The organism is Undibacterium sp. GrIS 1.2 (assembly GCF_040544435.1).
In the GTDB taxonomy this organism is placed as follows: domain Bacteria; phylum Pseudomonadota; class Gammaproteobacteria; order Burkholderiales; family Burkholderiaceae_D; genus Undibacterium.
In genome coordinates this window covers 1-13,063 of sequence record NZ_JBEONP010000072.1, presented here as the reverse complement: position 1 = coordinate 13,063, position 13,063 = coordinate 1, and the positions used below count along the sequence as shown (strand labels likewise).

General features: G+C 47.0%; 10 protein-coding genes. 5 read left to right on the top strand and 5 right to left on the bottom strand.

Going from position 1 to position 13,063, the window contains the following annotated elements:
* Nucleotides 1-254 precede the first annotated feature (254 nt).
* The gene (gene recX / locus AAKU61_RS20400; protein ID WP_354335243.1) at nt 255-716 is read right to left on the bottom strand and encodes a recombination regulator RecX; all 462 of its coding nucleotides are present in this window, start codon (nt 714-716) and stop codon (nt 255-257) included.
* A gap of 203 nt (nt 717-919) precedes the next feature.
* Entirely contained in the window at nt 920-2,014 is a 1,095-nt protein-coding gene (gene recA / locus AAKU61_RS20395; protein ID WP_354335241.1) for a recombinase RecA, read from the bottom strand.
* 831 nt (nt 2,015-2,845) lie between these two features.
* Between recA and AAKU61_RS20390 the strand changes: the two genes are divergently transcribed.
* Nucleotides 2,846-4,054: a DUF2252 family protein gene (locus tag AAKU61_RS20390; protein WP_354335239.1), complete on the top strand. Its 1,209-nt coding sequence runs from the start codon at nt 2,846-2,848 to the stop codon at nt 4,052-4,054.
* Between the two features lie 158 nt (nt 4,055-4,212).
* Here AAKU61_RS20390 and AAKU61_RS20385 read toward each other — a convergent pair whose 3' ends face one another.
* Both AAKU61_RS20385 and AAKU61_RS20380 read right to left on the bottom strand, forming a co-directional pair.
* Entirely contained in the window at nt 4,213-4,824 is a 612-nt protein-coding gene (locus AAKU61_RS20385; RefSeq protein WP_354335237.1) for a DUF7482 domain-containing protein, read from the bottom strand.
* Nucleotides 4,825-5,010: 186 nt separating this feature from the next.
* Nucleotides 5,011-6,255, bottom strand: a complete 1,245-nt coding sequence (locus AAKU61_RS20380; RefSeq protein WP_354335235.1) for a sensor domain-containing diguanylate cyclase — start codon at nt 6,253-6,255, stop codon at nt 5,011-5,013.
* A gap of 249 nt (nt 6,256-6,504) precedes the next feature.
* Between AAKU61_RS20380 and AAKU61_RS20375 the strand changes: the two genes are divergently transcribed.
* Entirely contained in the window at nt 6,505-8,745 is a 2,241-nt protein-coding gene (locus AAKU61_RS20375; protein ID WP_354335234.1) for a S9 family peptidase, read from the top strand.
* 139 nt (nt 8,746-8,884) lie between these two features.
* On the opposite strand, the gene AAKU61_RS20370 is transcribed toward AAKU61_RS20375, so the two are convergent.
* On the bottom strand, nt 8,885-9,979 hold the full coding sequence (locus AAKU61_RS20370; RefSeq protein WP_354335232.1) for a DUF5694 domain-containing protein: 1,095 nt from the start codon (nt 9,977-9,979) through the stop codon (nt 8,885-8,887).
* 326 nt (nt 9,980-10,305) lie between these two features.
* Between AAKU61_RS20370 and AAKU61_RS20365 the strand changes: the two genes are divergently transcribed.
* The 3 genes from AAKU61_RS20365 to AAKU61_RS20355 all read left to right on the top strand — a co-directional run bounded on the left by AAKU61_RS20365 (nt 10,306) and on the right by AAKU61_RS20355 (nt 12,857).
* Nucleotides 10,306-12,063: an alkaline phosphatase family protein gene (locus AAKU61_RS20365; RefSeq protein WP_354335230.1), complete on the top strand. Its 1,758-nt coding sequence runs from the start codon at nt 10,306-10,308 to the stop codon at nt 12,061-12,063.
* Between the two features lie 94 nt (nt 12,064-12,157).
* Complete coding sequence (locus tag AAKU61_RS20360; RefSeq protein ID WP_354335228.1) at nt 12,158-12,316, top strand: hypothetical protein; 159 nt, start codon at nt 12,158-12,160, stop codon at nt 12,314-12,316.
* Between the two features lies 1 nt (nt 12,317).
* Nucleotides 12,318-12,857 (top strand): DUF3016 domain-containing protein, encoded by a 540-nt coding sequence (locus tag AAKU61_RS20355; RefSeq protein WP_354335227.1) that lies wholly within the window; start codon nt 12,318-12,320, stop codon nt 12,855-12,857.
* Nucleotides 12,858-13,063 lie beyond the last annotated feature (206 nt).

The window sequence follows — 13,063 nt, the reverse complement described above, 5'->3', positions numbered from 1 at the left end:
CCTCGGCTATCGAACGCCGTTTGAGGTTTTTTATAATTTGGATATACTCCCACTAAAACTTACCTCCCGTTGCTCTTCGTAGCTGAATCCGCCTAGCCAATTACCCAATGATTCTCTGGAAGATTAAAATATACTCACCCAGAGTATTATTTTTAATAATATAAACGGAAAGACTTTACCGAAAATATAATTGCTCAATATTGCTTAATATTTCTTAGAGCAAATCTTTATTATTTCCAAAAAACTCTAGACGCTTATTCATCAGCTTCTTCGTCACGAGGGGCGCGCATTGCGGTCTGAATTGCTTTGGAGGAAAATCCTCGCTGCTGCATAAAACGCGCTTGCTTTGCACGCTCAAGATGGTCTGCGGCGGAATGAGGGAATTTTCTGTGTAGTACATCGATCGCACGACTCAACTCTGATTCCGTCAACTCAGCTTTAACGCGATCAATTTCTTGCCCGTCCATCTGGTGGCTCTGTAATTCGGCGAGTATTCGTTGGTTGCCGAAACGTGCTGCACGGCGATTTACCAAAGAATCTGCAAAGCGCTCGGCTGACAGATATTTGGCAGTTTCTAACCAATCAAGCAACACCGAGACATCTTCGCCTTCTTGTGCATGAGGCTGAAGCTTACGCTCCAATTCCATCCGGCTATGTTCTCGCATAGAGAGATAACGTAGCGCTCTGGCTTTTAAACTGATTTTTAATTTAGCCATCGTTAAATATCACGGAATATCGATACAATAAAAAACCGGAATATGCTTGTATTAGGAGCATATTCCGGCTTGAACTTTTTGACTTGAGTTTTTGACTCAATGGCCGCAGCCATTACATGATTTGCTTAGGCTATTTCGCCAGTCACTTAGCGAGTTTGTGACTAATGAGTTTGCGGTATCAGAATGAAAAACTTACACTAAGCCTATTCAGCCTTCTCCGCTTTTTCAGCTTTTTCTGCTTTTGCTGGTTTTGATTTAGTTTTTTCTGTCACTAACTCTTGCAACAACGGTACTTTTAAATGCACACGAACTTTGTTTTCAATCTCATGCGCGAGTGCCGGGCGCTCGCTCAAGAAACTGCGTGCATTATCTTTACCTTGCCCAATGCGTTCACCATTGTAGCTATACCAGGCACCCGCTTTTTCTACAATCTTGGCATCGGCGGCCAAATCTAAAATCTCGCCTTCGCGGGAGATGCCTGCGCCGTACAAGATATCAAAATGCGCTTCTTTGAATGGAGGCGCTACTTTATTTTTCACTACTTTAACTTTGGTTTCGTTACCGATGACTTCATCACCGGCTTTGATGGAACCTGTACGGCGAATATCCAAACGAACCGATGCGTAAAACTTCAATGCGTTACCGCCAGTTGTAGTTTCCGGGCTACCAAACATGACACCAATTTTCATCCGTATCTGATTAATAAAAATAACCAATGTATTAGTACGTTTGATGCTGCCAGTAAGTTTGCGCAAAGCTTGTGACATCAGACGCGCTTGCAAACCTGGCAAAGAATCACCCATATCGCCTTCGATTTCAGCACGAGGTGTAAGCGCAGCGACTGAATCGATGACGATCAGATCGACACTGCCTGAACGTACCAGAGCATCCGTAATTTCTAGTGCTTGCTCGCCGGTATCTGGTTGTGAAATCAGCAAATCAGATAAATTAACGCCTAGTTTTTGCGCATAGCCCACATCCAGAGCGTGCTCCGCATCAATAAATGCGCAAGTGCCGCCCAACTTTTGCATCTCTGCAATGACTTGCAATGTCAGCGTTGTTTTGCCGGAAGATTCTGGACCATAAATCTCAACGACGCGACCGCGCGGTAAACCGCCTACGCCCAAGGCAACGTCCAGTCCCAAAGAACCCGTGGACACGACTTGTACTTCTTCTACCACTTCGCCATCGGCCATCCGCATGACGGAACCTTTGCCAAATTGTTTTTCAATCTGTGCCAATGCGGCGGCTAAAGCTTTGCTCTTGTCTGAGCCGGTATCGGATTTTTTGTCGTCCATAATTTCTTTCAGGTATGTTGCGCTTTATGATTTTTTGAAATGTGCCGATGGATTTTTACAAAAATCAGCAGGTTTTCTACATCTGACGATACTGTATAAAAAATCAGTGATTTATGCAAGCAGGATTTTAAAGAATATTGACTAATTATGTAATTAGTCAATGCTTCTTTAATCTTATCAGTTTGTTCAAGACCACTACAAACAAGATCAAAAAAACAACTAACGACATATATTACGGGGTAAAAATTATGTCGATTTATAAGTTGGTTATATACGGTGGAGCCTGCTGGCGCTACTAAAGCGGCGAATAACACCAGTAGCGTTGGTGCTGTGATCGAAAGCGTTAGTTATACGCAATCGATAGTCTGCTGATGCGATTAGAAAATCGATATAGCTAAGTGCGGCAGCACGCAGACGAAGTGAAGCAAATCCTTTATCTTCTATGAAAAATCGCACCTATCGTAAAAACATCTATTCCATTGATCAGTTTTTAAAAAACGACTTAATACTTGGTGAAATATCTTGATCTGTCAGCGCAAGATAGACATGTCTGATCAAAGTGGGGATTGATTAATGCAACGGTTAAGGCGAAAACAGATTTAACTATTTGCTCTATCAAGTTTAAATTACATTGGAATTTCATATTGGCACGATCTCTTTAACAAGGCCTCTTCAAGCTTTTTCTGCTTTCGCGGAATAAATTCTGGATGGGCATATGCTAGTTTTTAGGCAAGTACATTGCTAACCTGCATCAAGGGAGGTAACACCCCATCGCCAGCATAATCTATTAACTTTTTTTCTATACCAATTTTGAAAGTGCATCGACCATATATGAAACGAAAGCATCACCTTCCTCAGACCGCTGATCGGGCAACTATCTTAGCCCATACCCGGAATCTCAAAATGACTAGCTCCGCAAGTGCTTATGTACGCGGTAGTACCTCAAAATTTTACGAATGGCTTGAAACAGCCAGTATGGGGAAAATACCCGAAGGACCACCTATCTGGATCTGTGGAGATTGCCATATAGGCAATCTTGGTCCAGTCGCCGATATTGATGGCAAAGTTGATTTTCAAATCCGGGACTTTGATCAAGCGGTGATCGGCAATCCGGCACATGATCTGGTGAGGCTGGCACTATCTCTTGCTTTTGCTGCTCGCGGCTCGAATCTGCCCGGGATCATGACAGCGAGTATGCTGGAGGTGCTAATGGATGGGTATACCTCACAATTTGTGATTGGCGATGAGACACCAGTGCCAGTGCCAGCGGTAGTCCGAGCTTCAATGAAAGTAGCGCGACATCGTACCTGGAAACACCTCGCAAGAGAACGTATTACAGATGCTAGACCGCATATCCCGCTTGGCAAAAAATTCTGGCCTATTTTAGCTAAAGAACAAAACGCAATTCAATCTGTCTTTAAGAAAGGAAATGCTATCAATCTGGTAAATAAGATTCGCAGCAGAAATCTTGAAGATAGTGTTGGTCTTTTAGATGCCGCATATTGGGTCAAAGGTTGTAGCTCACTGGGTCTGTTGAGATACGCTGTGCTCCTGGATGTTGATGATACCAAGACTAAAAAGCAGGAAATTTGTCTGATGGATATTAAAGAAGCAGTAGTAGCAAAAGCACCACGGTATCCAGACAGCGGGATGCCACTAGTCAATGCTGAACGTGTAGTGAAAGGTGCCAGGAATCTTTCACCAAATCTTGGCAAGCGCATGATGACCGGACGCATATTAGGGAAATCCGTATTTGTAAGAGAACTTAGGCCAGAGGATCTTAAATTAGAAATCGACGAATTATCTCCACGAGAAGCTGTAAAAGTTGCACGTTATGTCGGCGCCATAGTTGGTAAGGCTCATGCAAGACAAATGGATGAATCAGTTGCACTAGATTGGTTTAAAGAATTGACACGTAATCCATCTAGCAAGGGGGCGCCCAATTGGCTGTGGAAGTGTACGGTAGAGTTAGCGGCGCTACACGAAGCAGCATATTTAGATCATTGCAGGCGTTACGTCTCGACTCAAATTGATGATTAGATAGCTACAAGCTAATCAAGGATCGATCCTTCAATCTTTTCTGAACAGTATTCACTGAACAAAAAATAAGAGATATGACAAAAACGGGCGATTTAGAATTAGGCAAATGAAGCCTTTAATTTGACTTGTTCAGTTCAAAGTCACTGGAATACCAATTATTATTTAATATGTATTTGCAGCCCATTCAACAAACCCTCTTTAGCTGAATACAAAATTGGGCAGTTGACGACAATTTTGGTGGGTGTCAGGTCGACTAACTGCTTCTCTGTTGCATCCAGAACCTCTTCTTCTGATTTCAGTACATGGGCTTTTGTTGTATCGCGCCAGGTGACAATGTAGACGACCCATAATGGCGTGTATGCCTCGCTTTTATTGCGGTAGCCGACGCTCTCTGGTGCGGAGGGAAATACGCTGCCTTGATCAAAATTACTCAATTTATAGGCGCGGTCTACTGCCGATGGTTGACCCGGCACTGGCGCACGCAACACATTAGATAGGCGCGATACGTAATTGGTATCAGCCTGTTGTGCCATCTTTTGATCGGACATGTCTGTCGAGATGTAATGCACCAGATGGCCTTGATACCAACCCGCTAGTAAGGGAATTTCTACCGTAGCGACCGATTTTTCATTGAGCTTGCTGAGATCGCTATTTGTATCCGGTGCGGCGTAGCCAGCCTGGCTGGTGAACATCATGCTAAGCGCAATCGCACATGCGGCGGTGCCGAGCTGGTTGAATTGAGTACAGACGGATTGGAAACGACTTTGCATATGCTACTCCTCCATTGGTTTAATTTGGATATTAGCAGAGTATAGAAATTGGATGCTGTAGCGACAACAGCATTGTTTGGCGGGATGAAATTACTAAATTCAATTATCCATATAAAATGCGGCTCTTAGCACGATATTGGCCTGGGAGCCGCAGAAGTATTGGACATACGAAATATCAGTTCAATATCAAAGATCCAGCATCACCCGATTTCTGCCGCTGCGCTTGGCCTCGTATAGCGCTTTGTCTGCACGCTCCAGCAGCTTACCTAGTTTTTTATCGCTTTCTAAATTTGTCGCCACGCCGATACTAACTGTCAGGTGAAACTGCTCGCCCGATGTTGCATGTAGCACCAGGTCTTGCACGTGCTGACGTATTCGTTCTGCTGCGCTGATGGCGTCTTCGCGGCTGGCTTGTTGCAACAAAACGCAAAACTCTTCGCCACCTAAACGTCCAAATACATCTGAATCGCGTAGCTCCAGCGTGACGGTTTGGGCAAATCGGGTCAGCACTTTATCGCCACTCAGATGTCCGTATTGGTCATTGATGGCTTTAAAGTAATCCAGATCCAACATCAACAAGGTCAGGCTATTGTTGTAGCGCTGACTAGTCTTAAAAATATGTTCCGCTTGCTCCAGAAAAGCACGTCGGTTCAATATACCGGTCAGGGCGTCGGTGGTTGCCAGCAGCTGTAGCTCACGCTCCAGCATTTTGCGTTGAGTCACATCGCGGTAAATGCCCTCTACCCCGGCATAAGCACCAGCGTCGTCGTAAATTGCTTTGCTGCTGATAGAGATATCAATCACTCGTCCATCTTTGCGCACCATCTGTCCTGGGAAGTCAGATACTTTGCCATCTTTGATAATTGCCGCTTTAAACGCATCGCGGTCCTCGTTATGCGGATAATACGATTCGGCAGTTTTACCGACAATCTCTTCTGGCTCATAACCCAGTACGGTGCGCACACCGGGGCCGACCATCTGCACTATCCCGGCCGCATCGGTGCGGTAATACACGTCCTGCATATTCTCAAAAAGATGGCGGAAATTTTTCTCACTGATACGAAGCTGCTCAGAGATTTCGCTCTGCGCTGTCATATCCATCCCCACCAGCAACACCGCGCCCTCGCCGCCAAACTGAATAGACGAGCTTGCGACTAACAGCATGCGCAAGTTGTTTTTGCAAGTTCGCAGACGAAATTGGGTAGGATCATTAGCCCAATTGGCACCTTGTTTGTTTAAACGTTGATTCGATCGATTAGCATCCAGAGGATGAACAAAATCACTGACCGGGCGCCCAATCAAACTGGCAGCGCTATCTGCCTCTAGCAATATTGCAGCGGCCATATTGGCATAGACGATTTTGTTATTAATCAATACCGTCATAGATACCGGAATAATATTGATCAAATCACGAAGAAATGTATCAGACACCACTGCAACCTCTTTTTCTTTCCAGTACGACCATGTACAACAAATACAAAGCAAACACAAACTAAGTAGTAACACTGATGCACTTTACTTCTAGTCTAGCATTCTGACAAACCAAACCCAAAAATTGATTTGAAGCAAAATAAGTCATTATTTGCTATCTTGTTACCTTCTCAATACTCTGCAGTGAAAAACTCAAGAGTTCACAAATTTGTGCTGGCTAACGACCTTATTCAGTTTTCTAGGATTTTTATGCGCCCCTTATTATTCCCTTTACTCGCAGCCTTGGCCCTACCCGCATCAGCAGAGCGTCTTACTCTGGAACGTATTTTTGATAACGCCAGTTTGGCTGGCAGCAGCCCCAGAAATTTGCAGGTATCGCCCGACGGCCAGCGAGTAACATTTTTGCGTGGGCGCGACGACGATCAGTTTCAGCTCGATTTATGGGAGCTGACCGTCAAAGATCAAAGCATGCGCCTGCTGTTAGATAGCAAAGTGCTGCAAGCCAACGAGCAGATTTCTGATCAGGAAAAAGCCCGCCGCGAGCGTGAACGGATTGCCAATCTGCGCGGGATTGTTGACTACGACTGGTCGCCAGATGGCAAACAATTACTAGTCCCCTTAGCCGGTGATTTGTATCTGGTTGAACTAGCGCATACCGACAAAGCGCGCAAGATCGCATCTGGCGCGGTGATGTCGGCACAAATTTCGCCCAAGGGCCGGTATGTCTCGTACATCCGCGATCAAAATTTATTTGTGCTTGACCTCACCACCAACACCGAGCGCCAGCTGACTAAAGACGGCGGCGGGACGATCCATAATGCAGAAGCCGAATTTGTCGCCCAAGAAGAGATGGCGCAAACCAGCGGCTATTGGTGGGCACCGGACGATACTGCGATTGCGTTTAAACGCTTTGACGAAAGTCCGGTCCCGATTGCCCGCCGCTTTGAGATTTATGCTGACCGCACTGATGTAATTGAACAGCGTTACCCCTACGCGGGTGCTGCCAATGTGCTGGTGAGTTTGGCTCTGGTTAATCCGCAAAATAGCGAAATTAAACAAATTGATATTGGCAAAGACAAGGATATTTATCTGGTACGCGCCGACTGGAGTGCGGATGCAAAAACACTGGTATATCAACGCCAGACCCGCAACCAGAAACAACTCGATTTAATCGCTGTCAATGCCAGCAGTCTGGCGCAAACAACTATGCTGACAGAGACCTCTGCAAGCTGGGTCAGCATTATGGATAAGCCGTATTTTTTGAAAGAATCACAACAGTTTATCTGGACCTCTGAGCGCAGTGGACGCAAGCATATCTATCTGTACGATATGCAAGGCAAACTGATCCACCCCATCAGCCAAGGTGAATGGGGTATCGACAATATATTGGCAGTCGACGAGAAAGCACAAAAAATATTCGTCAGTTCCAACCGTGATGCTGTCACCGACAAACAAATCTATGCATTGAACTTAGATGGTAGTAAAGCCGATGCCCCGATACGCGTCAGCAAAACCGATGGCTGGCACGAAGCGAAATTCTCAGGCAAAGCCGAAGTTTTTATTGATACCTGGTCTGATCCCAACACGCCACCGCAAGTCAGCCTGCGCCAGCCAGATGGCACGCTGATCGCTTGGATAGAGCATAACGAAGTCAATGCTAAACACCCGTACGCGCGCTACGCCAGTAGCCATTTGCCTACTGAATACGGTACGCTGACATCGGATGATGGTCAGACTCTGTATTACTCCATCAAAAAGCCGCTGGACTTTGATGCTAGCAAGCGTTACCCCGTGTTTTTGCAAGTGTATGGCGGCCCCGGCGTGCAAACCGTGCAACGTCATTGGGGTAGCTTGTTTGAACAATATATGGCGCAGCAAGGTTATATCGTTTTTAAACTAGACAACCGCGGATCTGCACGTCGTGAGCGCCGCTTTACCGACGCCATTTATCAAACGCTGGGTAAAAATGAAGTCGCCGATCAGGTCACAGGGATCAACTGGCTGGCGCAGCAAAGCTTTGTCGATGCCAAACGGATAGGCGTGTTTGGCTGGAGCTATGGCGGTTTTATGAGTCTGCGTTTGTTGTCCGCTGCGTCAGACAAAATCGCGGCGGGTGTATCGGTCGCGCCGGTGACTGACTGGGCCTTGTACGACACGCATTATGTTGAGCAATTTATTAACAGTCCAAAAGACAATCCGGCAGGCTACCGCCAAAGCGGTGTGTTTGCTCATCTGGATGGATTGAAGTCACCATTATTGCTGATACATGGCATGGCCGATGACAACGTGTTGTTCACCAATACCACCAAGCTCATCGATGATTTAAGCAACCGTGGCATCTTGTTTGATCTGATGACTTACCCAGGTGCAAAACACGGGATATCCGGCGCAGCAAAACAGAAGCATGTGTTTCGCACGATTGCGACGTTTTTTGATAAACATCTGGCGAATCCTCAATTGAATAAAGACGGCGCAACGCAGCTGAAATAAGCTGCTGCGCGCTATCTATTCTGCGATATCGGCGGTGTAGTTTTGTTTGAAATTTGCTAGTGAGAGTAGCGTGTTGGCTCTGCAACAGCTCTGCAATAGTTCGGCTATAACTCAGCTATAACCCAGCAACAGCTCAACATTATTTCAGTACCGCTGCCACATCGACGATATCCACACCTTGGAGTTGTCCTAGCCAGGCATCGAACCACGGCTTGTGTGTGGCGCCGACAATCGACAAGACGCGGGCGCCAGGGCGTTCGCGGAAGGTTTCGCGGATGTTGGCGACCATACGCAGATTGCGGATTTCCCAGCCCGCAACCCACATTTGCGGATAGCCTTCTGGCGACTTTGCCCGCAAGGCTGCGCTGACATTGGCTTCGGCGCGTATCCGCAAGCCTTCCGGGTCGTTGATGGAACGGTACAGCGGCAGCAGATCGCTTGCCTTCGATAAGACATCTTCCCGCTTTTCACGCTCGCTCAACACCACACCGCCCGCGGCCCAGGCCGCCTCGATCGACTTAACAAAAGCCTTAATGTCTGGCACATCAATACGGTCACCTGTGTGATTATCTACTGCATAAACCTGCTGAAAGCCCAAGCGTGCAGCAAGACGCGCGGCTAACTGGTAGCTCTCGTTATTCACCGTCTCCATCCGTCTAAGTTTTGCGATTAATGCAGTGTCCAGACTATCGCCGACATGACGCTCAGCCTCAGGAAGCTGTAGCCACTGCACATAGGCCGAGGCAAGTTCATTTGATGCCAGAAACAGAGCGGCCAGACGTCGCCGTTGCGCTGGGGTTGGAGCCTGATTCCTGACGGATTGAGCAGCCCAGGCCTTGAGCGTCTTATCCACTTCGGCCATAGCGGCAGGTACATCTAGCCCGGTAGCCGCTTTCGCCACGTCAGTCGGATCGCAGTACTCGGCACCGTATTTTGCAGGATGGCGGGCAGCAAGATCGCACTCTTCACCGGACTGATCCTCAACAGTGATGATGTCAGGCTTGAACGCCGCCAGCCGGTTTAATACGCCGTCCAGTGCCGCAGGATTGAAGCCTTTTGGCATACTGTTCAGATGCATGGTGCCAAGTACCAGTATCTGCGAGCGTGGCCCGACCATGTCGCGGTCAAGCGTCGCCAGATCGCCTTGAGCCTGCGCTGCGAGCGGTAGTGTCACGATGGCTGTTGCAGCGAATGATGACACTAAACCCCGAATCCAATTTATCTTTTTACCCATGTCGTATTTCTCCAGGTGTGCATCGTTAAAATATGACAGTGTAAGAAAGTACGAAAAAAGCTCAAGCGCATTTTGGACAGAATGCGTATTCACAGGCTTAGGATGTTAAAAATACGGTATGCATTTTTACCGATCGTCAAACATACCAAGCCGGGCATATAACATCAGACAACTAAGAGCGTCATCAACATGTAATTCTGCTCTGTAATGATATGATTTTTTATATTATTCTTGAATGCTACTCAGAAGCCATTCACGATTAAATCGTAAGATTACTGTTAATAGTCCCATGCAGAATATCTGCCATCTCAACAATCTCATATACCATGACCAAATCCAATTCACTCAGTAGCAGCAGGCTTCCGCATCAAGGTTTACGCCGTTTTCAGCGGGCATTGATGGCGACATGCATTGCTGCCAGTGCAGCCGCCATTGCGCTGTCCATTTCCGGCACGGCTGTAGCAGCCGACAAAATCCCTGCTAACAATGTCACTAAACCGAAACTGGTAGTGGTATTAGTCGTCGACGGATTACCGCAAGAACAGGTGCAACGTTATCGCGATCAGTTTGGTCAAGGTGGTTTTCGTCGCTTGCTGGATCAGGGAGCGTGGTTTAGTGACAGCCATCAGGCACATGGCGTCACCGTGACGGCGGTTGGTCATGCCGCGGTGCTGACGGGTGCTTATCCTTATCAACACGGTATTATCGGCAATGAGTGGATAGATCGCGCCAGCATGAGCTCAATGTATTGCACACAAGATGCCGCTTACACTTACCTGAACGAAGAAACCAAATCTAGCGATGGCACCTCCCCAGCTAATTTACGGGTAAGTACGCTAGGCGATGAGCTGCGTTACAGCAATGGCAATTTATCTAAAGTGGTGACAGTATCAGGCAAAGATCGTGGTGCAATCCTGCTCGCTGGCAAAACTGGCACCGCATACATGTACATGGGCAAATCAGGTAATTTTGCGACCAGCACTTATTACCAGAAAGAGAACCCGGAGTGGGTTAAAACTTTTAGCGCTGCCAAGCCGCAAGACCGCTTCTACGGCAAACAATGGAAACCCTTGTTACCAGCACCGGCCTATGCCAACGATGCGCCGGATAATTCGCCCGGCATGGCAGCGGTGGTAGATAACCGCAGTGGTTTTCCTTTTATTTATGGCAGCGACTCAGGTCAGCCAGACGCTAATTATTACGGTAAACTTCCGTACAGCCCTTATCTCGATGAGCTGACGCTGGACTTTGCCCGCGCTGCCATTGATGGCGAAAAATTAGGTCGCAATCCGGCTGGCGTCCCCGATGTGCTGGGCATCAGCTTGTCTAGCCACGACTACATCAATCATAGTTTTGGCCCAGAAAGCCGTATGTCGCACGACCATCTGCAACGCCTTGACCGTCTGCTCGCCAGTTTTTTTGATGATGTAGAAAAACGTGTAGGGCTGGAGAACACGCTGATTGTGTTAACCGCCGATCATGGCTTCCCGAATGTGCCGGAATTTTCTCAGTCACAGAAGCGCGATGCGCAGCGTCTGAATACCGCCAAACTGATGAGCGACGTCAACGACCATTTATCAGAAAAATTTGGACTAAAGAATCTGGTCCTCAAATTTTCATTTCCTAGCCTGATGCTGGACTACCCAAGCATCGACCAAAAAGGCCTGAAGCGGGAAGATGTAGAAAGCGCGATCGCCCGCTTTTTATCTAACTACCCTGGCGTAGCAAATACCTACACTCGCACACAGTTAAGTAACGGCAATTTACCTGACTCGCGCCAAGCCAAGCTGATGCAACGCGGCTGGAATCAGCAAGTGTCTGGCGACGTCATGATCGTTACCAAACCATATTGGTACTTCGGCAGCGGCACCACCGGCACATCACATGGATCGCCTTATAACTATGACACCAACGTACCACTGATGATCATGGGTAAGCGCTGGATTAAACCGGGTGCTTATGCTGAATATGCCGAAGTCGTCGATATCGCCCCAACCCTGGCGCACCTGTTACATGTGCGCCCGCCTAGCGGCAGCGAGGGTCGGGTTTTAAACGAGATCATCAAGGTCGATGCCGTTAAATAAAGGGCAGCTTTGTTAGGGACTGGTCGCTAGGGTCTGTTGATAATTAAATCGTGAGATTTATTTATCAACAGACTTACAGGCCCTAGCCATTTGCATGGATGATTCTTACGATTCATATCAATTTGTAAGCAAGCTTTTAGAATTGATGCGAATGGCTACAATGATGTTAAGCCCCGAATATCTGGGCGAAATGCAGGGAGTGATTAAGGATGAATCCATCCCTCTTTTCAACATCAAACGTAAGGAGAATTAACATGCTTCCAGCAAGCAAAGTAAGTAACGCAGCTACAGCGATCTTGGGCGCGCTAATAGCGATCGGTCTGATGTTGACGGCGCAAACTGCCATGGCAGGCGAAGCCAAAGTCAATTGGATAGCTCCAGAAAAATTTACCGACATCCGCAGCGCCAACGAGACGCAAGAGAACGCACAAGCCAACCTGATTAAAACCTTTGATGGAATTTTTGCCGATCTAGCAAAACGATTACCCGATGGCTACCAGCTAGAAATCAATGTTACTGATCTGGATCTGGCAGGTGAAATCAGACATGGCTTTGCAGGTGGACTACAAGATGTGCGGGTAGTCAAAGCCATCGACTGGCCAAAAATGTCATTCTCTTATTCACTCAAAAATGATAAGCAGGAAGTCGTCGCCTCTGGCAAAGAAGATTTGCGCGACATGGATTTTCAGTCCAAACCTGATTTCAGTTATAGCGGCTTTAGATATGAAGAGCAGATGTTGAAAGACTGGTTTAAGCATCAGCAAAAAAAACAAGTTTTCCCGAGCAAAGACTAGAGTCTGACGTGATAGCAGATCAGGCACTGAGGATGTTGCCAGAACCTATTTAAAACATAGAAAATGACTATACTCCCCCTCAATTTTTTAAAATTAGTCGGCGGATTCAAATACGAAGAGCAACATTGAATAAAAAGTCAAAGGGTCAGATGCGATAGCATTCATGCCTTTTGACCAGCCAGTCGAAAGTTGCCGAATATGCGCTA

Excerpts from the sequence above, each read along its gene's own strand:
- recX (WP_354335243.1), bottom strand. The coding sequence starts at position 716 with ATGGCTAAATTAAAAATCAGTTTAAAAGCCAGAGCGCTACGTTATCTC.
- recA (WP_354335241.1), bottom strand. The coding sequence starts at position 2,014 with ATGGACGACAAAAAATCCGATACCGGCTCAGACAAGAGCAAAGCTTTA.
- AAKU61_RS20390 (WP_354335239.1), top strand. The coding sequence starts at position 2,846 with ATGAAACGAAAGCATCACCTTCCTCAGACCGCTGATCGGGCAACTATC.
- AAKU61_RS20385 (WP_354335237.1), bottom strand. The coding sequence starts at position 4,824 with ATGCAAAGTCGTTTCCAATCCGTCTGTACTCAATTCAACCAGCTCGGC.
- AAKU61_RS20375 (WP_354335234.1), top strand. The coding sequence starts at position 6,505 with ATGCGCCCCTTATTATTCCCTTTACTCGCAGCCTTGGCCCTACCCGCA.
- AAKU61_RS20370 (WP_354335232.1), bottom strand. The coding sequence starts at position 9,979 with ATGGGTAAAAAGATAAATTGGATTCGGGGTTTAGTGTCATCATTCGCT.
- AAKU61_RS20365 (WP_354335230.1), top strand. The coding sequence starts at position 10,306 with ATGACCAAATCCAATTCACTCAGTAGCAGCAGGCTTCCGCATCAAGGT.
- AAKU61_RS20360 (WP_354335228.1), top strand. The coding sequence starts at position 12,158 with ATGGATGATTCTTACGATTCATATCAATTTGTAAGCAAGCTTTTAGAA.
- AAKU61_RS20355 (WP_354335227.1), top strand. The coding sequence starts at position 12,318 with ATGCTTCCAGCAAGCAAAGTAAGTAACGCAGCTACAGCGATCTTGGGC.